A 22,438-nucleotide genomic window follows, 5' to 3' on the forward strand; every position below is an offset into this window, starting at 1 on the left:
GGCCGCGCCGCCGCCTCACACCTCCTGCCACGCCCTCAGCGCCAGCCCCGGCTCGTCCTTGCGGCGGGTGACCATGAGGCGGCCGGCCGACGGGGAAAGGATCACCGCGACCACCCGGTCCTCGTGGTCCTTCGCCAGTGCCACCACGGCGTCGTCCGGCAGTTCGGGGCCCGACTCGGTCCACCAGGCGCCGGCCGCCTCCTCCTCGGTGGGGTAGGCGGCGAAGGCGACCCGGCCGCTCGCGGAGCGCTGGGCGAGCAACGTGCAGTCGTGGCCGTCGAGTTCGCAGCGCACGGCGGCCACCGGGCCGGGGCCGGCGGCGGGCAGCAGCGGGACGGGCTTGGTGCCGGCGCGCCAGGCGCACAGGTCGCCGGAGTCGTCGGTGAAGAAGAGGGTGGTGTGCTCGGGAGAGGTGGCCAGGGCCCGCAGGGTGCCGGGGCGGACCACCGCCTCCAGGGGCTCCTCCCGCACCGGGATGGTGCCCGGCTCCGCCTGACGCCAGTACAGGACCGCGTCGGGGACGGCGGCGTACGCCTCGACGCGGCCGGACTCCCCCGTCACCGCGACCGGGGGCCCCTGCACGCCCTGCCCCTTCAGGTCGCGCCACGGATCCCAGCCGCCCTTCTCCTTCTGGGCGACCATGCTGATCCCGGTGCCGACGTTGCGCACGAAGACGTGGGCCCGCCCCTGCGCGTCCACGGCCACGGCGGGCGTGCCCGTGCGGTCGCCCTTCTTGTTGGGGTGGCCGATCGGTGCCCAGTCCAGGGCGGCGAGCAGGGGCCGGTAGTGGGTCGAGTGCACCAGGACCGCCTCCCCCGCCGCGGCCGGCCGCCAGGAGGCCAGATGGGCGTAGCCGTCGGGGCCCTGTCCCACGGCACCACCCGGCTGCACCGTCTGGTCACCACCCACCGTGCGGGGCGGGTCCCAGGGGCCGCCCCGGGTGCGCTCCGCCCGGCACAGGACGGTGTCGTCCGACGTCAGGTAGACACTGAGCCGCCCATCGCGGCCTCGTATGAGCCATTCGCCGTTCACCCGCTCACTGTATGTCGGCCGCCGTCCCGGCCCCGCGCTCGGGGGACGCCCGGCCCGCGGCCCGTGCGACCCTGGGCCCCATGGACCACACCTCCCCCTTGTTGGTGATCGTGGACGCGGCGAACGTCGTGGGGTCGGTGCCCGACGGCTGGTGGCGGGACCGGCGGGGCGCCGCGGAACGGCTGCGCGACCGGCTGGCGGCGGACGGGCTCCCGGGGCACTCCGGCGCGCAGGAGATCGTCCTCGTCGTCGAGGGCGCCGCACGCGGGGTGGAGCCGGTGCCCGGCGTACGGGTGGAGTCGGCGCCCGGCAGCGGCGACGACCACATCGTCGGCCTGGTCGCCCGCACCGCCGACCGCCGCCGTCTGGTCGTGACGGCCGACCGCGAACTGCGCCGCCGGGTGACGGACCTGGGCGCGGAGGTCGTGGGCCCGCGGGCGGCACGGGGTGAGGGCGGCTCGGGCTGACGGTGCGCGTACAGGACCGAAGACGGGCCCCGAGCCGAAGACGGGCCCCGAGCCGAAGACGGGCCCCGAGCCGAAGACGGGCCCCGAGCCGGAGGCGGACACCGGGCCGAGGGCGGGTACGTAGTTGCCGGTACGGCGCTGAGGGCGGGGCGTCCCGCGCCGCACGCGGTCCGGCCCCGCGGTCCCGCCGGGGCGGGACGTGCGGGGCCGGAGGCCGAACGGGAGGTCGTCAGCGGTTGCCGCCGGGGTCCGGGTGGGCCACCTCGTCGACCGTGGTCTCCTCGCCCCGCCCCAGACGGCTGTGGGAGCGGCCGTAGAGGAAGTAGACGACGAAGCCGATCGCCATCCAGATGGCGAACCGGACCCAGGTCTCGGCGGGCAGGTTGAGCATCAGCCACAGCGAGGCGGCCACCGACAGGATCGGGATGAACGGCACCCAGGGGGTCCGGAAGGCCCGGTGCAGGTCGGGGCGGTTGCGGCGGAGGATGATCACACCGATCGCGACGACCACGAAGGCGAAGAGCGTGCCGATGTTCACCAGTTCGGCGAGTTCGCTCAGGCTGGTGAAGCCGGCCAGGATCGCGATGATCACGCCGAGCAGGATGGTCGGACGGTGCGGGGTCTTGAACCGCGGGTGGACCTGGGAGAAGAAGCGGGGCAGCAATCCGTCGCGGCTCATCGCGAAGAAGACGCGGGTCTGGCCGAGGAGCAGGATCATGCAGACCGTGGTCAGGCCGACGGCGGCGCCGAAGCTGATGAAGCCCGCGTACCAGGGGTGCCCGGTGGCCTTGAAGGCGTCGGCGAGCGGGGCGTCCACGGACAGCCGGCTGTAGTGCTGCATGCCGGTCACGACGATCGACACCAGGACGTAGAGCGTGGTGCAGATGAGGAGGGAGCCGAGGATGCCGCGAGGCATGTCCCGCTGGGGGTTCCTGGTCTCCTCGGCGGCCGTGGCCACCACGTCGAAGCCGATGAAGGCGAAGAAGACGACCGAGGCGGCGGTGAAGATGCCCATGACGCCGAAGTTGGAGGGCGCCCAGCCGAACATCAGCTGGATCAGGGGCGCGTCGAGATTCTGGCCCGCCGCCACCTCCTGCGCCTTCGGGATGAACGGGTCGTAGTTGTCACCCTTGATGAAGAAGGCGCCCGCGATGATCACGACGAGTACGACGGTCACCTTGATGGCGACCACGAGTGAGGTGATCCGCGCCGAGAGCTTCATGCCGAGGACGAGGATGCCGGTGAGCACCAGGACGAGGGCGGCGGCGAGGACGTCGAAGCCGAAGCCGTCGGCCGCCTCCCGCCCACTGAGCGCCTCCGGCAGATGCACCCCCACGTTGTCCAGCAGCGAGGCGATGTAGCCGGACCAGCCGACGGCCACCACCGCCGTGCCCAGCGCGAACTCCAGGACGAGGTCCCAGCCGATGATCCAGGCGGGGAACTCCCCGAGGGAGGCGTACGAGAAGGTGTACGCGGAGCCCGCCACCGGGACGGTCGAGGCGAACTCGGCGTAGCAGAGGGCGGCGAGCGCGCAGGCGACGCCGGCCGCGACGAAGGCCAGGGCGACGGCGGGGCCGGCGTTGTTCTTGGCCACCGTGCCGGTGAGGACGAAGATGCCGGTGCCGATGATGACACCGACGCCGAAGACGGTCAGATCCAGCGCGGACAAGGATTTCTTGAGTGCGTGCTCTGGCTCCTCGGTATCGAGGATGGACTGCTCGACCTTCTTCGTCCGGAAGAGGGTGCTGCTCACGGGTTTACCTCCCACGCTGCGTCGTCCTCGACATGATCGAGAGGGGGCGTAGTGCGTATGCCCCGGCGCGGGCGCATTCACGCAAATGGGCCGACCGCACCACCCTTCGCAGTGGTGCGGTCGGCCCATTCGTGGAGGTCAGTCGCGGGCGGGCTCCACCGAGTCGACCTCGGCGGCCGTGCTGCCGTACCTGCCGTCGAGCTTGGAGACCAGGCCGGTGACCTGGCGGGCGATGTCGGGCGCGGTGAGACCGATCTCGGCCATCACCTCGGCGCGGGACGCGTGGTCGAGGAAGCGCGGCGGGATGCCGAAGTCGCGCAGCGGCACGTCGACGCCCGCGTCGCGCAGGGCCTGTGCGATCGCGGAGCCGACACCGCCGACGCGGGAGTTGTCCTCGACGGTGACGACCACGCGGTGCCGCTCGGCGAGCGGGGCCATGGCCTCGTCGACGGGCTTGACCCAGCGCGGGTCGACGACGGTGGTGGAGATGCCCTGCTGGTCGAGGAGGGTGGCGATCTCCAGGCACATGGGCGCCAGCGCGCCCACGGAGACGAGCAGCACGTCGGGCCGGTCCGTGCCGGGTTCGCGCAGCACGTCCATGCCGCCGACCCGTCCCACGGCGGGTACGGCGGGGCCGACCGCGCCCTTGGAGAAGCGGACGACGGTCGGCGCGTCGTCGACCGCGACGGCCTCGCGCAGCTGGGCGCGCACCTGGTCGGCGTCGCGCGGCGCGGCCAGCCGGAGTCCGGGCACGACCTGGAGGATCGACATGTCCCACATGCCGTTGTGGGAGGCACCGTCGGTGCCGGTGACACCGGCCCGGTCCAGCACGAACGTCACCCCGCACTTGTGCAGGGCCACGTCCATCAGGACCTGGTCGAAGGCGCGGTTGAGGAAGGTGGCGTAGACGGCGAAGACCGGGTGCACGCCCGCGTGCGCGAGGCCCGCCGCGGAGACGGCGCCGTGCTGCTCGGCGATGCCGACGTCGTAGACCCGCTCGGGGAAGGCCTTGGCGAACTTGTCCAGGCCCACCGGCTGGAGCATGGCGGCGGTGATGGCGACGACGTCCTCGCGCTCCTCGCCGAGCTTGACCATCTCGTCGCCGAACACGGACGTCCAGTCGGCGCCGCTCGTGGCGATGGGCAGGCCGGTGTCGGGATGGATCTTGCCGACGGCGTGGAAGCGGTCGGCCTCGTCCTGGAGGGCGGGCTGGTAGCCGCGGCCCTTCTCGGTGAGGCAGTGCACGATGACCGGCCCGCCGAACCGCTTGGCCCGCGCCAGCGCCGACTCCAGGGCCTCGATGTCGTGCCCGTCGATCGGCCCGACGTACTTGAGCCCGAGGTCCTCGAACATGCCCTGCGGGGCGATGAAGTCCTTCAGGCCCTTCTTGGCGCCGTGCAGCGTCTCGTACAGCGGCTTGCCCACGACCGGCGTGCGGTCGAGGATCTCCTTGGTGCGGGTGAGGAAGCGCTCGTAGCCGTCGGTCGTCCGCAGCGTCGCCAGGTGGTTGGCGAGACCGCCGATCGTCGGCGCGTAGGAGCGCTCGTTGTCGTTGACGACGATGACCAGCGGGCGGTCCTTGGCCTCGGCGATGTTGTTCAGCGCCTCCCAGGCCATGCCACCGGTCAGCGCACCGTCACCGATCACGGCGACGACGTGGCTGTCGCGTTTCAGGAGCTGGTTGGCCTTCGCGATGCCGTCGGCCCAGCCGAGCACCGTGGAGGCGTGGCTGTTCTCGATGACGTCGTGCTCGGACTCGGCCTGCGAGGGGTAGCCGGACAGACCGCCCTTCATCTTCAGCCTGGAGAAGTCCTGCCGGCCCGTGAGCAGCTTGTGCACGTAGGACTGGTGGCCGGTGTCCCACAGCACCTTGTCCCTGGGCGACTCGAAGACCCGGTGGAGGGCGATGGTGAGCTCGACCACGCCGAGGTTGGGCCCGAGGTGGCCGCCGGTCTTGGAGACGGCGTCGACGAGGAAGGTCCGGATCTCCTCTGCCAGCTGGGCCAGCTCCTCCGGGCTGAGCCGGTCCAGATCGCGCGGTCCCCTGATGCGGGTCAGCAGCGGCACCCGTGCCTCCTTGCAGTAGAGCTGATCGAGCTGTTGCCGGGCTCGTCGAGTCTAATGTTCCGCCCCGGGCCCCAGCGCCCGGCCCGTGCGTCATAGGTCACGCATCGGCCGTACCCAGGATGCGCCTTCCTCATGACACGGCTGTGCCCGGCACGGGACAGTGCCGGGCACAGCAGGACACCCGAGGGACGCGGGGCCGTGGGTGTTATCCCCGGCCCGCGGCCTTCTGGCTCTTGCGGGAGACGGAGTCGATGACGACCGCGCCGAGCAGGACACCACCGGTGATCATGTACTGGATCGAGGTGTTCATGTTCAGCAGGTTCAGACCGGTCGTGATCGACTGGATGACGAGCATGCCCAGCAGCGCGGACCACACGGAGCCACGCCCGCCGAAGAGGCTCGTACCGCCGATGACCGCCGCGGCGATGGCCAGCATCAGGGTGTTGCCGCCACCGGCGTTCAGCGTCGCGGACGCCGTCTGACCGGCGAAGAACATACCGCCGATCGCCGCGAAACCACCGGAGATCGCGAACACCGTGATCCGGATCATCGGCACGTTGATACCGGCACGGCGCGCCGCCTCGATGCCGCCGCCGACCGCGAACACCTTGCGGCCGTACGTCGTACGACGCAGCACGAAGTCCACGATCACCAGCGCCGCCAGGAAGATCACCAGCGCGTTGGACACGCCCTGCGCGTTGTTCAGCACGGCGGCCGCGACGAAGGACGCGACGGCCAGCAGACCGACACGGACGAGGATCTCGCCGGTGGGCCGGAAGGGCACGCCGGCGGCCCTGCGGCGGCGCTGCTCGCCGAAGTTGCCGACGAGCGAGAGCACGACACCGAGGCCGGCCAGCAGGTAGGCGCCGATGATGGCCTGGTCCATGAAGAAGGAGCTCTGGCCGAGGACGTACACCGGGCCCTCGTCGGAGGGGATGTTGATCGTGCCGGTCGAGCCGAGCAGCCACAGCATCAGACCGTTCCAGCCGAGGAAGCCGGCCAGGGTCACCACGAACGCCGGTACGCCGATCCGCGCGAAGAACCAGCCGTGCAGCGCGCCGATGCCGACACCCGTGACGATGGCCAGGACCAGGGCCAGCCAGCCGTTCATGCCGTTCTCGACCACGAACACGGCGAACAGGGTGGAGGCCAGGCCGCTGACGGAGCCGACGGAGAGGTCGATCTCACCGAGCAGCAGCACGAACACCAGGCCGATGGCGAGCATGCCGGTGGCCGACATGAAGTAGCTGATGTCGGACAGGTTGTCGGCACTCAGGAAGCGGTCGTTCTTCGCCTGGAAGATGATCCAGATGATGATCAGGCCGATGACGACCGGCAGCGAGCCCAGCTCGCCGCCCTTCACCTTGCGCTTGAACTCGGTGACGTAGCCCTTGAGGCCCTCTTCGCGGACCAGCAGGCGCGGGTCGACGACGGCGACCGGGGCCGCCGTCGGGTCGTCGGCGGGGGCGACGGTCGCCTGCTCCTCCACGACGCCTTCGGCCTTCGTGGCCTTCGTGGCCTTGGCGGCCTCGGTCTTGTCGCTCTTCACGGTCTTGGACGTGTCGCTCACTTGGCCGCCTCCGCGGTGCGACGCCCCGCACGACGGGTGACGGCGTTGTCCGTGGCACCCGTGATCGCGGCGATGATCTCTTCGTGGCTGGTGTCCTTCACGGGGAAGGAGCCGTTGTTCTTGCCCAGGCGCAGCACGGCGACCGTGTCCGCGACCGCCTTGACGTCGGCCATGTTGTGGCTGATGAGGATGACGCCGAGGTTGCGCTCGCGCAGCCGCTCGACCAGGTCGAGGACCTGCGCGGTCTGCTCGACACCGAGGGCGGCGGTGGGCTCGTCGAGGATGACGACCTTCGGGTCGCCGATCAGCGCGCGGGCGATCGCGACGACCTGGCGCTGACCGCCGGAGAGACTCGCGATCGGGATGCGCACGCTGGGGATGCGGATGGAGAGCGTGGACAGCAGCTCGCGGGCGTTCTTCTCCATCGTCACCTCGTCGATGACGCCGCGGTGCAGCAGCTCGCGCCCGAGGTAGAGGTTGCCGACCACGTCGAGGTTGTCGCAGAGGGCGAGGTCCTGGTAGACCGTCGCGACGCCGAGTCCCTGGGCGTCGTGCGGCTTGGTGATGCTGACCGGCCTGCCCTCCCACTCGATGACGCCCTCATCGATGGGGTGGACACCCGCGATCGTCTTGACCAGGGTCGACTTACCTGCGCCGTTGTCGCCCACCAGGGCGACCACTTCTCCGGCGTGGACCTCCAGCTCGACGTCGGTGAGTGCCTGCACCGCACCGAATCGCTTGGAGACTCCGCGCAACGCCAGCACGGGCGTAGCGGACACGTGAACCATCTCCTTCGCCGCCTGACCGGCGGGGATGCCGCGCTGTGGGACAGGCGCGGAGGGATGTGCGTCATGCGCGCGGTCGCGGCGTGGACGCACGAGGTTTACAAGATGAACATGCGCGAGTCCGTCGCGCTTGGCAACGGTTCCGTCCGACGCCCGCCCCGCAGCGGGGGTGTGAAGGTGGGGCAGGCGTCGGCGGGGTCTCGCGGGACCGCTGGGCGGTCGTCGGGCGCGGGTCCCTGGGCGGGACCCGAGCCGGTGGCGCGGTGTGCGCGTGACTACTGCAGACCGGCGGTCTTGCAGGCGGCGGCGTACGCGGCGGTGCAGATCTCCTGGACCGTGTACAGCTTGTCCTTGATCACCGTGTCCTTGATGTTGGCCTTGGTGACGGAGACCGGGGTCAGCAGCTGGGAGGGCACCTTGTCGCCGGAGCCACTGGTCAGCGTCTGCGTGGCCAGGGACTTGATGTCCTTGCCCTCGAGCAGGTTGACCGCGAGCTGGGCGGCGGCGTCGGCCTCCGGCTTGAAGGCCTTGTAGACGGTGGAGGACTGGGTGCCGGCGACGATGCGCTGGATGCCCGCGAGTTCGGCGTCCTGACCGGTCAGCGGGATGCCGCTGATCCCGGCGCCCTTGAGGGTGTTGGCGATACCACCGGCCATGCCGTCGTTGGCGGAGTAGACGCCCGCGATGTTCTTGGCACCGAGCTGGGTGATCGCGGCGGACATCTTCTCGGCCGCGATGGTGTCCTTCCACAGGCCGGACTGCTCGTAGGCGATGGTGACCTTGCCGTCGAGGACCTTGTGCGCGCCTTCCTTGAACTGGGCGGCGTTCGGGTCGGCGTCGTCACCGTTGATCATGACGATCTTGGACTTGGTGGTCGCCTTGGCGCCGAGCGCGTCGAGCAGGGCCTGACCCTGGAGCTCGCCGACCTTGACGTTGTCGAAGGAGACGTAGGCGGAGACCGGGCCCTGGGCGAGGCGGTCGTACGCGATGACCTTGACGCCCTTGTTCACCGCGGACTGGATGGAGGACTTGATGGCGGCGGAGTCCTGGGCGGAGATCACGATGACCTTGACGCCCTTGGTGACCATGCTGCTGACCTGCTGGGCCTGCTTGGCCGGGTCCGCGGCGGCGTTCGCGTACTGGACGTCGCAGTCGGAGCAGAGCTCCTTGACCTTGGCCTCGAAGAGCGGCTTGTCGAACTTCTCGTAGCGAGCCGTGACGCTGTCGGGGAGCAGCAGGCCGATCGACTTGCTGTCCGAGCTGCTGCTGCCGGAGTCGTCGTCGCCCGCCTTGCCGCACGCGGCAATCGACAGGGCCATGGACACGGCGGTGGCGCCGATCACGACTCTACGCATCGTTGCGTTCATTGGGGTGTGCCTCCCTGACAGGGCCGCAGCGCTGCGGCCGAGGTGGCAGGAAGTCAACTCGGCCACACGTGCGACGTCAAGAAGTAAATACTTAACGAGATGGCAACGGGGTCATGCGTTCTCTAAGTGAAGGCGGGTGCCGCAGCCGGCAGGGTGCCGTCCAAAAGGGTCGAATCACCCATCTCGCTGAGTGCGAGAGCGAGTGCCCCGAGCACCTCCGCACGACCCCCAAGTGCCCCCGGAAGAACGGAGAGTTGACGCGCCGCGCTGGGGATCGCGTAGCGGCCGACGGACTCCCTGATCGGCCCGAGCACCAGCTCACCGGCCTCGGCGAGATCACCGCCGAGGACCACCCGGCTCGGGTTCAACAGGTTGCACAGATTGGCGACTCCACTGCCGACATGGCGGCCGACGTCGGCGATCACCCGACGGCAGCCCGGGTCTCCGTCCCTGGCCAGCCGTACGACGCCCTCCATGGTCAGATCCGTGCCGTGGCTGGACTGGAGGAGCGGCAGCACGTAGCGCGCGGCCGTGAAGGTCTCCAGGCATCCCCGGTTTCCGCAGCGGCAGACGGGGCCGGATTCATCGAGTGTAATATGTCCGATTTCTCCAGCGGTGCCGCCGGGTCCCCGGTAGATCTTCCCGTCGATCACCAGACCGGCGCCCACACCGCTCGCGACCTTGATGTAAGCAAGATCACGTACGCCTCTGCCGCTGCCCCAGACCATCTCGCCGAGCGCGCCGAGGTTGGCGTCGTTGTCCACGTGGACGGCCACGCCGAGACGGCCGCGCAGCTCCTCGGCGGGGCGGGTGCCGATCCAGCCGGGCAGGATGGCGGAGGAGCCGAGCGTGCCGGACTCCACGTCGATGGGCCCGGGGACGCCGAGCCCCACCCCGGCGATCTTCGTACGATCGACTCCGGTGGCCTCGAGCAGCCGGTTGACCAGCTGTTCCGCCCGGTCGAAGCCCTGCGTCGAGGAGGCGTCCACGTCCAGCGGCTCGGACTCCTCCGCCAGGACCTGGTGGGCGAGGTTGCCGACGGCGACGCGGAGGTGGGTGTGACCGAAGTCGACCCCGATGACGATGCCGGCGTCCCCGCTGAGGCTGACGCTGCGGGCCCTGCGCCCGCCGGCCGAGGTGGGCGTGACCTCGACGGTTCCGCCGTCCTTCAGCTCGCGCACGATGTTCGATACGGTCGCTGCGGACAGGCCGGTCGTCCGGGCGATCTCCGCCTGCGTGAGGGACCCGGCCAGACGCACCGCGCGTACGACTCGCTCCAGGTTGGCTCGGTGCAGCGACGACTGCGACCCCGGAGTCTCCACGACGACCTCCTGCGCGCGGGACCGCTTCGATGGGGCCCCGTCTATGTCCAACTAGTGAACTCTAAGCTGAGCTGTTCGGGTCGCCTCCCGTCAAGAGGTTGAACACCATCCGCTCAGTCGAACACGGGGGCGCACAGGGGTGCGCCCGGTGGTCGCAGGGGGTGCGGGAGTGGTTGCGGAGGGTCGATCAGGGGCTTCAGGGGTTGTGGGGGCGCCGCGGCGGAACGGTCGGCCGCCGCCGGGGGGCGGCGCGGCGTCGGCGGGGGTGCGCCGGACGCGGGGAGGACTCAACGGACCTGCCGCCGAGCGGTGTTGGGGGCACGGCTCGGGCCAGTGTCGTGGGCACGGCCCGGCGTGGGGCCCCTACTTCACCGCGCCGGCCGTCAGCCCCTGCACCACCTGCCGCTGGAAGACGACGTACGCGGCCAGGACCGGCAGCATCGCCATCACCAGGCCCGCGAAGAGGCCGGACCAGTCACCCTTGTAGCCCTGGCTGACGGCCAGCTGGACCAGGCCCTGGGTGAGGACGCGTCTGTCGGGGTCGGTGTTCAGGACCGTCGGGAGCATGTACTGGTTCCACTGGCCCAGGAAGTTGAAGATCCCCACGCTGACCAGGCCGGGCTTGGCCATCGGCAGCATGATCTGGAAGAACGTACGGCTGTGCGAGGCACCGTCGACGAAGGCCGCCTCCGCGACCGACGTGGGCAGCGTGCGGAAGAACGCCGTCAGGAAGAACACGGTGAACGGCAGCGAGTACGCGATGTAGACCAGGATCAGACCGTGGATCGTGTTCAGCAGTCCCATGTTGTTCACGACGTAGAACAGCGGGACCAGCGCCAGCATGATCGGGAAGCTCATGCCGCCGATGAAGAGGTAGTAGACGAAGCGGTTGCCCGGGAAGTCGAACCGGGCGAGGACGTACGCCGCCATCGAGCCGAGGACCAGCGTGCCGACGAGCGAACCGCCCACCACCAGGACGGTGTTCAGGAAGTAGTCGCTCATGTGGGCCTCGGTCCACGCCCGGGACCAGTTGTCGAGGCGCAGCCTGTCCGGCAGCGACCACGGCGAGCCGAAGATGGAGCTGTCGTCCTTGAAGGAGGTCATCACCGCCCACAGCAGCGGCAGCACGACCATGACCGCCCAGATGACGAGGATGCCGTGCGAGAAGGCGTTGAGGACCTGCCCTTCCGACGTGCGCCCGGGCGGCTTCCCGGCGGTCGGCGGGCCGGCCTTCGTGACGGGCGCGCCGGGCTCGGCCGGCACGGGTGCGGGGGGCTGCGTCGTCTTCATGATCAGTACTCCAGCCGCTCGCGCCGCCCCAGCCGCATCACGACCGCGGCGAAGGCCAGCGTCACGATGAGCAGGGCGACGCCGATGGTGGTGGCGTAGGCGGCCTGACCGTCACGGAACGCCTTCTGGTACACGTACAGGACCAGGACGGTCGTCGAGTAGTCGGGGCCGCCGGGTCCGGTCGTCATGATCTGCACGACCGCGAACGACTCCGCGCCGAGCGCGAGGATGCCCAGGTATACCCAGCCGGACTGCACGGTGTCCCACAGCAGCGGCAGGGTGACGCGGAAGAAGGTGGTGGTCCGGTCCGCGCCGTCGAGCAGCGCCGCCTCGTACAGGTCCGTCGGGATGGAGGCCATGCCGGCGGAGAACAGGACCACGAAGAACCCGACCGTGGACCAGACGAGCACGGCCATCACGCACCACAGCGCGAGGTCGGGGTCGCCCAGCCACAGCGGCTGGACGCCGTCCAGCCCGACGCCCCGCAGGACGGAGTTGACCGCGCCGCTGTCCGGGTTGTACGCGAAGGCGAACAGCAGCGCGACAATGGCGATCGACAGCACCTGCGGAAAGAAATACACGATCTTGTAGAAGGAAGAGCCCCGGACGCCGGAAATCACCGGGCCGCCCTTCCTTCTGCGTCCACCGACATTGATCATGAAGGCGAGGAACAGCGCCAGTCCGATCGTCACCAGCGGCAGCACGGCCGCGAACACCAAACTGTGCTGCAAGGACTTCCAGAAGATCTCGTCGTCCAGCATCCTCCGGTAATTGTCCAGGCCGACCATCTCGAATTCGGGGCTCAGACCGGTCCAGTCCGTGAACGAGTAGTAGATGGACTGGATGAACGGCCAGACCACGAAGAGCGCGTACAGTCCCAGGGGCAGCGCCAGAAACCCCACGATGAACCGGTACTTGCCGTGCTGCATCGCCACTCCGGTGCCGTGAGAATGCCGGTTACTGGTGCTTGTAGTGCTTGATCGAGCCGTCCTTCGCGGTCTCGTCGGCGAATCCCTGGATCTTCTTGACGGCCTCGGCCGGCGTGAGACGGCCCGCCATCATCTCGCCGAGCCCGGACACCCCGATCTTCTCCTTCTGCAACTGCACGTACCAGTCCTGGAGTCGTGGATTCACCACGTTCCCGCCGGCCTTCTCCAGCGCGGCGACACCCGACCGGAGTCCGGGGGTCAGGGTGATGCCGTCGGTGCCGCCGTTGTACGCGGTCAGCGACTTGACCTTGGTGGTGAAGTTCCTCGACGACGCCTCGCCGAGCATGATGCGCAGCTGCTCCATCCCGCCCGCCGCGTTCTTCGCCTTGGCCGGCACGATGAACGGCTCGCCGCCGGAGGCCCAGATGGTGCCGAACGGCATGGTGTCGGAGGAGTCGATGCCGGTGGGCGCGGAGACGGCGAGGTCGAAGTCGGCGGGCATGACGTTCGCCGACTCGTTCTCCACCCAGGAGCCGTTGGGGATGAACAGGGCCTTGCCCTTGGCCCAGGCGGTCTGCGACTGGATGTGGTCCAGGCCCGGGGTGCCCTTGAGGACGTAGCCCTTCTTGTACAGCTCGTAGTAGGCCTCGAAGCACGCCTTGACCGCGGGGTGCTCCCAGGCCTTGGGCTCCAGGTTGTCGATGGCGTCGAGGACTTCGCGGCCGCCGACCTTGCCGATCATCGGGTACAGCGAGAAGGGGAGGTAGTACGGGTACTTGCCCGCGTACGTCCAGCCCGCGATGCCCTTCTTCTTGGCCTTCTCGCAGACCGCGAGCATCTCGTCCCAGGTCTCGGGGTACGTGGCGTCGAGCGAGTCCAGGAGCTTCTGGGAGTACCAGACGCCGTAGACCGTGTAGGCGTAGTACAGGATCCAGACGGGGTCACCGTCGAGCCGGCCCATCTCCACGATGCCGGGACGCAGCGTGTCGCGGACCTTCCTGCCCGGGTCGTCGTAGGAGGGCGCGTCGAGCAGCGGGGTGAGGTCGGAGAGCTGGTTCTTGCCGGCCAGGACGCCCATGTCCATCTGTTCGGCGCCGGAGTTGTCGATGAGGTCGGGCGGGGTGCCCTGGTTGAAGCGGGGCTGGAGCGTGGACTGGATCTTCTGGGTGGCCGAGAACTTCACCTTGGCCTCGGGGAAGTTCTTCTCGTAGATCTTCACCGCGTCCTCGGCGTACTCCTTGCCGAAACCGCCGTCGAACAGCACGAATTCCAGCTGCGCGGTGTCGTTGACGCCGAGCGGGTTCTGCTCGGTCTTCGTGCCGGACTTCGCCTTTTCCTCGTCGCCGCCGCCCCCGCTGCTGGCACAGGCGGAGAGGAAACTCATCGTGGGGACCGAGATCAGGCCGAGTGCCGCGGAGCGTCTGATCAGATCGCGGCGGCCGACACCCGCGGAGCCGTTGTTCTCGGAAGCCGATGCGGAAGTGGATCCCATGCTCAAGTCCTCGCCTTCTCCAGGACTCAGGCGGTGAACGGGATCCTTCCCGGCACCGCGGTCAGGTCAAGCAGGGTCGTGCGGATCACTCGCGTGAATTGCCGACAGGTATAGTCCACTTCTTGCCAAGGGAGCAAGATCGAACACAAGGTCGGTCATGGGCTTGTCCGAGTTGAGACCTCCGGGACATACGAGCCGGCCGTGGACCCCTCGCCGGAAAATCGCACGACATGTGCCTCCCGTGACGCGGCCCATGTCCTCGACCTCACGCACCGCTTGGCCGGCGGTCGGTACCGGCGGGGTGGCCACCGCCCGGCCGGCCCGCGTTCCGGACCGGCGGACACGCGCGTTCCCGGTGGGATCACCGGGTACGTTCGGGAGGTACCGCCTGGTGTTCGACGGCCAAGTGACGCCGTCCGAGGTCGAGTTGCCCACTCAGGAGGCTCCGTGACGCTTTCCGTGCCCGTCCTGCCCGAGGGTGTCGATCCCGCGTGGCTGCCTCCGGAGGCGTTCCGGGCGGTGGGGGCCCGGCGGACGCTGATCCGGGGCTCGGGGCCGCTCGTGGAGACGGTGCACGGGGAGGTGGCCGACGCCTGCGGGCGGTTCGGCGGCGAGGTCGTGCGGGGGGAGCCGTCCGGTGCCCCGTACGACCTGGTGCTGGAGGTGACGGACGCGGACCCGGGCCTCGGGCTCGGCCTCGGGCTCGGGCTCGGGCTCGGGCTCGGGCTCGGCGAGGAGGGGTTCGTCTGCCGGCGGGCGGACGGCACGACGACCGTCACCGCGGCCGGCCCGCGCGGCCTGCTGTACGGCCTGTTCCACGTGGTGCGCCTCGGTGAGGCCGCGTTCCGCGGTGAACGGCGGCACGAAGCGCACCGGCCCGCCGTGGCGCTGCGGATGGTCGACCACTGGGACAACGTGGCGGTGCATCCGGTCATGGGACAGGTGGAGCGCGGGTACGCCGGCGGGTCGCTGTTCTGGCGGGACGGGCGGGCGCGCGGGGAGGTGGAGCGGGTGCGGGCGTACGGCAGGCTGCTCGCGGCCTGCGGGATCAACGCCGTCGCCGTCAACAACGTCAACGTGCACGCCACGGAGGCGCGTCTGCTGACCGACCGGATCGGTGAGGTCGCCGTCATCGCCGACGCGTTGCGTCCGTACGGGATCCGCACGCATCTGTCGGTGACCTTCGCCGCGCCGGTGGTGCTGGGCGGGCTGCCGACCGCCGACCCGCTGGACGCGCGGGTGCGGCAGTGGTGGGCGCGGGCCGTTCGGGGGGTGTACGCGGCGATACCGGACTTCGGCGGGTTCGTGGTGAAGGCCGACTCGGAGGGCCGGCCCGGGCCGTTCACCTACGGCCGCTCGCACGCGGACGGCGCGAACATGCTCGCCGCCGCGCTCGCCCCGCACGGTGGCACGGTCCACTGGCGGGCGTTCGTCTACGACCACCGGCAGGACTGGCGGGACCGCACGACGGACCGGGCGCGGGCCGCGTACGACCACTTCGTCCCGCTGGACGGGGAGTTCGCCGACAACGCGGTGCTCCAGGTGAAGCACGGGCCGATGGACTTCCAGGTGCGGGAGCCGGTCTCACCCCTGCTCGGGGCGATGCCGCGCACCCGGCTCGCGCTGGAGGTGCAGGCCACGCAGGAGTACACCGGGCAGCAGCGGCACGTGTGCTGGCTCGGGCCGATGTGGAGCGAGGCGCTGCGGTTCCGTCCGGAGGGTGAAGGGGGCGTCCCGGTCGGTGAGGTGACGAGGGGCGGGCTGGTGGCGGTGTCCAACGTGGGCGACGATCCGTTCTGGACCGGGCACCCCCTCGCCCAGGCCAACCTGTACACCTTCGGGCGGCTCGCCTGGCAGCCGGACGCCGACCCGCGGCGGGTCCTCGACGAGTGGATCGCGCTGACCTTCCCGTCCGCCCCGGAGCGACTGGTGGCCGGGCTGCGGACGCTGCTGCGCGGCTCCTGGCGGACGTACGAGAAGTACACCACGCCGCTCGGTGTCGGGTTCATGGTGCAGCCGGGACACCACTACGGGCCGAGCGTGGACGGCTACGAGTACAGCCCGTGGGGGACGTACCACTTCGCGGACCGGGACGGGATCGGGGTCGACCGGAGCGCGGCGACCGGCACGGGGTACGCGGCGCAGTACGCGGGGCCGTGGGCCGAGCTGTACGAGTCGCCGGCCACCTGCCCCGACGAGCTGCTGCTGTTCTTCCACCATGTGCCGTACGGGCATGTGCTGCACAGCGGGAAGACCGTGGTCCAGCACATCTACGACACGCACTTCGAGGGGGTGGCGGAGGTGGAGGAGGCCCGGGAGCTGTGGGCCTCGCTCGCGGACCTCGTCGGCCCGGCACGCCACGCGCGGGGGACGGAGCGGTACGAGGAGCAGCTCCGGTGTGCCCGGGAGTGGCGCGACCAGGTCAACAGCTACGTCCTGCGCAAGTCGGGGGTGCCCGACGAGCACGGGCGGACCATCTACTGAAGGCGCAGGACGGCCACGCCCAGCGGGTCGAGGGTGAGGGGCTCGCCCCGTTCGACGCGCTTGCCGGTGAGGAGGTCGGTGGCGTCGGCGTGGGCGGTGAGGCCTGCCGCTTCGGGCGCGTGGTTGAGGAGGAACAGCAGCCGGGTGCCGTCGGGGGTGACGCGGGTGGCCGTCTCGACGGCGGGGTGCCCGGCGTGGGGGCCGAGCAGGTCGTGGCGGGCGAGGACGCGGCGTACGACGTGGTCGACGCCGGGCTGGTCGAGGGCGGTGGCCACGTACCAGGCCTCCCCCGCGCCGACGGCGTGCCGGGTGACGGCCGGGGTGCCGGCGTAGAAGTCGGCGCCGTACGTCCCGACGGGCTCGGCGCCGCGCGGCTGGACGATCTCGAAGACCAGGCGGGCCGTGGTGCGCAGCTCCCCCAGGTCGACGGGCTGGACGACCTCCTCGGGGCGGGCGTCCCACTCGTCGACGCGGATGCCGAGCAGCGGGGCGAGCGGGCCGGGCACGTCGGTGAGGAAGGCGCGGTCGTGGACGTCGCAGCGGGCGGTGAGGAAGGTGGCGAGGAGGGTGCCGCCGCGGCGGACGAGGGCCTCCAGGCGGTCGGCGAGGCCGTCCTCGAGCAGGTGGAGGACGGGGGCGAGGACCACGTCGTAGGGGGTGAGGTCGGCGGTGACCGGGACGACGTCCACGTCGGCGCCAGCCGCGCGGGCGGCCCGGTAGTAGGCGTGGACGACGTCCGGGTAGCGGACCAGTCGGGAGGGGCCGTCGGAGATCTCCAGGGCCCACCAGCTGTCCCAGTCGAAGAGGAGGGCGGTGCGGGCGGGGGTGCGGGCGCCGAGGGAGACGGCCCCGAACCCGGCCAGCTCGGCTCCGATCGCCGCCACCTCGCGGAAGACGCGGGTGTCGTCGCGGCCCGCGTGGCCGATGACGGCGCCGTGGTACTTCTCGCAGGCGCCGCGTGAGGCGCGCATCTGGAAGTAGAGGGCGGCGTCGGCGCCGTGGGCGATCGCCTGCCAGGTGGCGAGCCGCAGGTCGCCCGGCCCGCGCAGGGGGTTGACGTCGCGGCAGGCGGTGGTGGACGGGGTCTGCTCCATCAGCCAGAAGGGGGCGCCGTCCTTCAGGCCGCGCATCAGGTCGTGGCCGAGGGCGGCGCGGGTCGGCGGGGCGTCGAGGGGCGGATAGCTGTCCCAGGAGGCGAAGTCGAGGTGGGGAGCCCAGCGGTGGTAGTCGAGCGGGCGGTACAGGCCCATGAAGTTGGTGGTGACCGGGGTCTGGGGGTCGTGGACGCGCAGGGCCTCCTTCTCGGCGGTGAAGCAGCCGAGCAGGGCGTCCGTCATGAACCGCTGGTAGTCGAGGGTGATGCCCTGGAAGGCGGTGTGGTCGGGGCCGCGCCAGTGCTCGGTGAGGGCGCTCGGCGGCTCGATCTGGTCCCAGTCGGTGTAGCGGTGCGACCAGAAGGTCGTCCACCAGGCGTCGTTGAGGGCGTCGAGGGTGCCGTGCCGCTCGCGCAGCCAGCCCCGGAAGGCCTCGGCGCACAGCTCGCAGTAGCAGGCGCCGCCGTACTCGTTGTTGACGTGCCAGGCGAGCAGCGCCGGGTGTTCGGCGTAGCGTTCGGCGAGCCGGCCGGCCATCGCCGTGGCCAGGCGGCGGTACGCCGGTGAGCTGGGGCAGAAGGTGTGGCGCTGGCCGTAGCGGTGGCGGCGGCCCTCGAAGTCGGTGCGGTTGACCTCGGGGTGCCGCTTCGCCAGCCAGGGCGGGAGGGCGGCGGTGCCGGTGGCCAGGCAGACCCGGCGGCCCTCGGCCGAGGCGCGGTCGAGGATGCGGTCCAGGACGGTGAAGTCGTACGTGTCCGGGGCGGGTTGGGTCAGGGACCAGGAGAAGACGCCGACGGTGAGGGTGTCGATGCCGGCCCGGGTGAACAGGCGGTGGTCGTCGTCCCACACCTCCTGCGGCCACTGCTCGGGGTTGTAGTCGCCGCCGTACGGGACCTTCGGGGTGCGCGGCGCGGTCATGCGGTGAAGTCCTCCCGGGTCTCGGCGATCACCGGTCGGGCGGCGTGCAGCAGGGACAGCAGCAGTGGGGCGGCGAGCAGGGCGGGCAGGGCCTCGGTCAGCAGGGCGGTCATGGCGCCGGCCAGGACGAGCAGGGAGGCGGCGGCGAGGGTGGCGCGGCCGTGCCGCAGCAGGAAGTACCCGGCGAGGCGGGCGGTGTCGCGGGCGCGGAAGGCGAAGAGGGAGGTGAGGACGAGGGCATGGGCGCCCCACAGGAGGCAGGCGACGCCGATCACCCCGAGGAGCACCGCCCACCAGCCGGGCAGTTCGGTGGCGGCGAAGTGGGTGAGGGTGAAGGCGATCACGGTCAGCCACGCCAGCAGGGGCGTCCACAGCTTCAGCGCGGGGAGCGCGTTGAGGCGCAGGCCGCGCCGGTAGACGCGGGCCGGGTGCAGGTCGGTGAGGTCGTGGCTGCGGTGGTGCAGGGCGTAGACGGCGGCGGAGGCGGCCGGGCCGAGCGGGAGCAGGCAGAGGGCGGCGAGGGGCAGGTTGGCGGGGTCGGGGCCGAGCAGGAGCAGTCCCGCGAGGCCGGGGGCCGCGGTGGCCAGGAACAGGGCCTCGACGGTGAGGAGGGTGTGCACGAGGGCGGCGGCCCGGGAGAGGGTGCCGGTGCCGAAGTCCGCGGTCCGTACGGCGCTCATGGGACCTCCCTGCCGAGCAGCCGTCGTTCGTCCCACCAGGGCGGTGTCTCGTCGGTGAGCGGGACGAGCTCGACGAGGGTGACCTCGTGGCGGGCCAGGGTGAGACGCAGGTCGGCGCGGCCGTCGGCGAGGGGCAGGCGGTGGTGGCTGCGGGCGGGTTCGGCGGCCTCGTGCAGGATGTCCAGCCGCCCCGGTTCCGGTGAGCGCGGGCTGCCCATGTGCCGCCAGGCGGTGTACGCGTTGCCGTGTTCCTCGTCGACGGTGGAGCGCCGGACGAAGGCCTCGCCACGGGCCGCGAGGGGGACGGACAGGCGCAGCTCGTGCCGGTCCGGGCCGGGGGTCTCGCCGCTCGGGTCGACGGGCGCCCAGGCCAGGACGGTGACCCGGCCGTCGAGGTGGCGGGTGACCAGGTGGTCGTCGCCTCGGGCGAGCAGTTCGGGGCCCGTCCGGGCCATGAAGGCGTACAGGTGGTAGGCCGGTTTCCTGACCTGCCGGTGGGTGAGCAGGCCGAAGCCGCCGTGGAAGAGGGCGGTGGGTACGCCGGTCTCCTCGAACATGTCGCTGAAGGTCCAGTAGGAGAAGGAGTCGGCGAGATCGCCCCCGGCGGCGAGCACCGGAGCGAGGTAGGCGGCGTGGAAGGCCGTGTCGTGGACCGGGTTGTCGGGGCGGTAGGAGGAGTTGAACTCCGTGATGTGGACGGGGAGTCCGGCGTACCGGGTGCCGTGGAGCTGCCGCCGGGGGGTGGCGAACTGGTCGAGGAGGCGGTCGGCGGGGGCCAGGGTCTGGTGGACGCCGAAGGGGACGTGCTGGGCGGGGCCGGAGGTGTAGGCGTGCCGGGAGACGAAGTCCACGGGCACGTCGTGCGCTTCGGCGAACTCCACGAACCGCAGCAGCCAGTCGTCGGCGCCCGGGGAGATCGCGGGTCCGCCGACCCGGAGGGAGGCGTCCACCTCCTTCACGGCGTGCGCGGTCACCTCGTACAGCCGGTGGTACGCCTTCTCGTCCGCGTCCTGCCAGAAGTCGGGCAGGTTGGGCTCGTTCCACACCTCGATCGGCCAGGTGCGCACCTCGTCTAGGCCGTAGCGGTCGACGAGGTGGGCGAGGGTGGCGCGGACCAGGCCGGCCCACTCGCGGTGGGAGCGGGGCGGGGTGACGTTGCCGCGCCACCAGAACACCGTCCGGTCGCCGGAGGCCAGTTCGGACGGCATGAAGCCGAGTTCGAGGAAGGGGCGGATGCCGTGCGCGAGGTAGGCGTCGACGACCTGGTCGACGTAGGTGAAGCAGTGGTGGACCCGACGGGCGCCCTGGTGGTCGTACGGGCGGTACACGCCCATGCCGTCGCTGAGCAGGCCGTGGCCGCGGATGTACCGGAAGCCGATCTCGCGCTGGAGGAGGGCGAGGGAGTCCTGGTGGTCGCGGCGCAGGGCGAGTTCGGTCCGGCCGGTGCCGACGCAGTACCGCCAGGCGTCGGAGAGGCGGCCGGTCGCCTCCGCGGGGACGCGGATCACCCGTTCTCCTTCTTGAAGCGCTCGTACGCCTTGTTGTGCAGGTCGACGAACTGCTGCATGTTCTTCGCCTTCAGCTCGGAGACGTACGCGTCCCATTCGGACAGCGGGCGCTTGCCGAGGGCGAACTTGAGCGTGTTCTGGGTGACGTGGTCCCTGAGCGGCGTCTCCCAGAGCGAGGCCTGCTCCTGCTCCACGGACTGAAGGGGGTGGGCCGGTCCGATGGGCGTCTGCTCACGCTGGGCCATGGCGTCCTGGAACCTCTTCTCGTCCGGGCTGAACGAGGAGGAGACCAGCTCCCAGCTGCCGCCGTAGGTGAAGACGCCGTTGAAGAAGCCGTAGTCCTTCTGGAGGTCCTTCGGGGCGTCCGGGTCGGAGCCCATGAGGCTGATGCCGTCCTTCAGCCGGTACTGGCCGCCGGATCGGGTGTACGTGACGCCCTCCACGCCCCACTTGGAGAACCGCTGGCCCTCGTCCGAGTACCAGAGCCAGTCCACGAACTGCATCATCGCGACGAAGCTGTCGCTCTTCAGCGCCTTGCTGGAGACCATGACGCCGTTCTCCAGCCGGACGCCGCCCATCACCACCGGACCGGCGGGTCCGATCGGCACCGGGATCATCTCGATCCTCGCGCCCCTGACCTGCTTCTCCAGGTTGTAGCGGTAGTTCTGCACCAGCTCCTGGGGGTTGGCGCTGATCGCGAAGGACTTCTCGCCCAGCAGCTTCTGCACCGCGTCGTCGTCGTTCTGGGTGAAGCTCTCCGGGTCGACCAGCTTCTCGGCGACCAGTTTCCGCACGTACTCGATCATCTGCCGGAACGCGTCCGTCGCGCCGGTGAAGACGAACTCCCCCGCGCTCGCGTCCCAGCTGATGTTGTCGTACGTCCAGCCGGCCCTGACGCCGTACGCCTGGCCGAGATAGCTGAAGAGCGCGGCGGCCGGGTAGGGCGTGTTCTTGCTCCAGCGGTCGGAGAAGGGGTAGCGGTCGGGGTACTCCTGCTTGATCGCCTGGAAGACCGCGTACACCTCGTCCCAGGTGGTGGGCAGGCTCAGACCGAGCCGTTCCAGGAGGTCCGTGCGCAGCGACAGCGAGTAGCCGGACCGGGCCTTCTCGTGCAGGCCGGGCAGCAGGTAGAACTTGCCGTCGGACTGGCGGATGGAGTCGATCTCCGGCTCCAGCTTCCACCGCTTCACCTTGTCGCGGAAGTTCGGCATCAGGTGCACGTAGTCGCTGACCGGGAGGATCGCCCCCGACGACACGAACGCGACCTCGGAGGGGTGGTACGTCTTGGGGATCAGGAAGGGGGCGTCGCCCGAGCCGATGAGGACGCTGCGCTTCTTCTCGTAGTCCGTCAGGGGCACGGAGACGGGCTTGAGGGTGACGCCGGTGCGCTTGGTGAGCTCCTTCCAGAACAACCAGCCGTTCTTCATCGGGTAGACCGGGTTGTCGTTGTGCAGTACCGAGAAGGACAGCGGCCCGGCCGCCTTGAACTGCTGGCCGACGCGGTACTCCTTCATCGCGCCGTTCCGCTTCTTCGACAGGTCCTTGGAGTCGCCGCCGTCGTCGCCGCTGCCGCAGCCGGTGAGGGTGGCGAGGCCGACGAGACCCGCGGCGGCCAGGATCTGGCGCCGTGACAGTTGTCCTGCGTTCTTCACGGGAACTCCCTTGTTCCGTACGCCGGTT

At 70.5% G+C, this 22,438-nt stretch carries 16 protein-coding genes; 2 read left to right on the forward strand and 14 right to left on the reverse strand.

The genetic code is table 11. The annotated features are described in order from the left end of the window. Positions 1 to 15 precede the first annotated feature (15 nt). Positions 16 to 1,032 (reverse strand): hypothetical protein, encoded by a 1,017-nt coding sequence (locus ACF1A1_RS27575; protein WP_392003620.1) that lies wholly within the window; start codon positions 1,030 to 1,032, stop codon positions 16 to 18. Positions 1,033 to 1,112: 80 nt separating this feature from the next. Here ACF1A1_RS27575 and ACF1A1_RS27580 point away from each other — a divergent pair, with 80 nt between their 5' ends. Continuing rightward, positions 1,113 to 1,499, forward strand: a complete 387-nt coding sequence (locus ACF1A1_RS27580) for an NTP pyrophosphohydrolase (RefSeq protein ID WP_392003622.1) — start codon at positions 1,113 to 1,115, stop codon at positions 1,497 to 1,499. 229 nt (positions 1,500 to 1,728) lie between these two features. Here ACF1A1_RS27580 and ACF1A1_RS27585 read toward each other — a convergent pair whose 3' ends face one another. From ACF1A1_RS27585 to ngcE, 9 genes are all read right to left on the reverse strand, one after another. Then, entirely contained in the window at positions 1,729 to 3,252 is a 1,524-nt protein-coding gene (locus ACF1A1_RS27585; protein WP_392003624.1) for an amino acid permease, read from the reverse strand. A gap of 138 nt (positions 3,253 to 3,390) precedes the next feature. Further along, positions 3,391 to 5,319 carry a 1-deoxy-D-xylulose-5-phosphate synthase gene (gene dxs, locus ACF1A1_RS27590; RefSeq protein WP_392003626.1) on the reverse strand — a complete coding sequence of 643 codons (1,929 nt, stop codon included), beginning with the start codon at positions 5,317 to 5,319 and terminating at the stop codon, positions 3,391 to 3,393. Positions 5,320 to 5,524: 205 nt separating this feature from the next. Next, positions 5,525 to 6,889: a sugar ABC transporter permease gene (locus tag ACF1A1_RS27595; RefSeq protein ID WP_392003628.1), complete on the reverse strand. Its 1,365-nt coding sequence runs from the start codon at positions 6,887 to 6,889 to the stop codon at positions 5,525 to 5,527. Then, positions 6,886 to 7,677: an ATP-binding cassette domain-containing protein gene (locus ACF1A1_RS27600; protein ID WP_392003630.1), complete on the reverse strand. Its 792-nt coding sequence runs from the start codon at positions 7,675 to 7,677 to the stop codon at positions 6,886 to 6,888. Before ACF1A1_RS27600 ends, ACF1A1_RS27595 begins: the two co-directional genes overlap by 4 nt. Positions 7,678 to 7,949: 272 nt before the next feature. Further along, a complete protein-coding gene (locus tag ACF1A1_RS27605) occupies positions 7,950 to 9,029 on the reverse strand; it encodes a sugar ABC transporter substrate-binding protein (RefSeq protein ID WP_392003632.1) in 1,080 nt (359 codons plus the stop codon). A gap of 134 nt (positions 9,030 to 9,163) precedes the next feature. Continuing rightward, the gene (locus tag ACF1A1_RS27610; protein WP_392003634.1) at positions 9,164 to 10,363 is read right to left on the reverse strand and encodes an ROK family protein; all 1,200 of its coding nucleotides are present in this window, start codon (positions 10,361 to 10,363) and stop codon (positions 9,164 to 9,166) included. A 363-nt stretch (positions 10,364 to 10,726) separates the two neighbouring features. After that, positions 10,727 to 11,653 carry a carbohydrate ABC transporter permease gene (locus ACF1A1_RS27615; protein ID WP_392003636.1) on the reverse strand — a complete coding sequence of 309 codons (927 nt, stop codon included), beginning with the start codon at positions 11,651 to 11,653 and terminating at the stop codon, positions 10,727 to 10,729. A 2-nt stretch (positions 11,654 to 11,655) separates the two neighbouring features. Next, positions 11,656 to 12,582, reverse strand: coding sequence for a carbohydrate ABC transporter permease (locus ACF1A1_RS27620; RefSeq protein ID WP_392003638.1), 927 nt, complete (start codon positions 12,580 to 12,582; stop codon positions 11,656 to 11,658). Between the two features lie 28 nt (positions 12,583 to 12,610). Beyond that, positions 12,611 to 14,074: an N-acetylglucosamine/diacetylchitobiose ABC transporter substrate-binding protein gene (gene ngcE, locus ACF1A1_RS27625; protein ID WP_392003640.1), complete on the reverse strand. Its 1,464-nt coding sequence runs from the start codon at positions 14,072 to 14,074 to the stop codon at positions 12,611 to 12,613. Positions 14,075 to 14,521: 447 nt separating this feature from the next. On the opposite strand from ngcE, the gene ACF1A1_RS27630 reads away from it, so the two are divergent. After that, positions 14,522 to 16,558 (forward strand): alpha-glucuronidase, encoded by a 2,037-nt coding sequence (locus ACF1A1_RS27630; RefSeq protein ID WP_392003642.1) that lies wholly within the window; start codon positions 14,522 to 14,524, stop codon positions 16,556 to 16,558. On the opposite strand, the gene ACF1A1_RS27635 is transcribed toward ACF1A1_RS27630, so the two are convergent. From ACF1A1_RS27635 to ACF1A1_RS27650, 4 genes are read right to left on the reverse strand one after another with little or no spacing between them, the layout of a single operon-like run. Next, positions 16,552 to 18,570 carry a beta-galactosidase gene (locus ACF1A1_RS27635; RefSeq protein WP_392003643.1) on the reverse strand — a complete coding sequence of 673 codons (2,019 nt, stop codon included), beginning with the start codon at positions 18,568 to 18,570 and terminating at the stop codon, positions 16,552 to 16,554. The two genes, ACF1A1_RS27630 and ACF1A1_RS27635, sit on opposite strands and share 7 nt — an antisense overlap. Beyond that, a complete protein-coding gene (locus ACF1A1_RS27640) occupies positions 18,567 to 19,250 on the reverse strand; it encodes a hypothetical protein (protein ID WP_392003645.1) in 684 nt (227 codons plus the stop codon). Before ACF1A1_RS27640 ends, ACF1A1_RS27635 begins: the two co-directional genes overlap by 4 nt. Further along, a complete protein-coding gene (locus ACF1A1_RS27645; protein WP_392003647.1) occupies positions 19,247 to 20,758 on the reverse strand; it encodes a xylan 1,4-beta-xylosidase in 1,512 nt (503 codons plus the stop codon). The genes ACF1A1_RS27640 and ACF1A1_RS27645 overlap by 4 nt, the downstream gene beginning before the upstream one ends. Continuing rightward, a complete protein-coding gene (locus ACF1A1_RS27650; RefSeq protein WP_392003649.1) occupies positions 20,755 to 22,410 on the reverse strand; it encodes an extracellular solute-binding protein in 1,656 nt (551 codons plus the stop codon). Before ACF1A1_RS27650 ends, ACF1A1_RS27645 begins: the two co-directional genes overlap by 4 nt. Positions 22,411 to 22,438 lie beyond the last annotated feature (28 nt).

The organism is Streptomyces sp. NPDC014995, assembly GCF_043080745.1.
GTDB lineage: Bacteria > Actinomycetota > Actinomycetes > Streptomycetales > Streptomycetaceae > Streptomyces.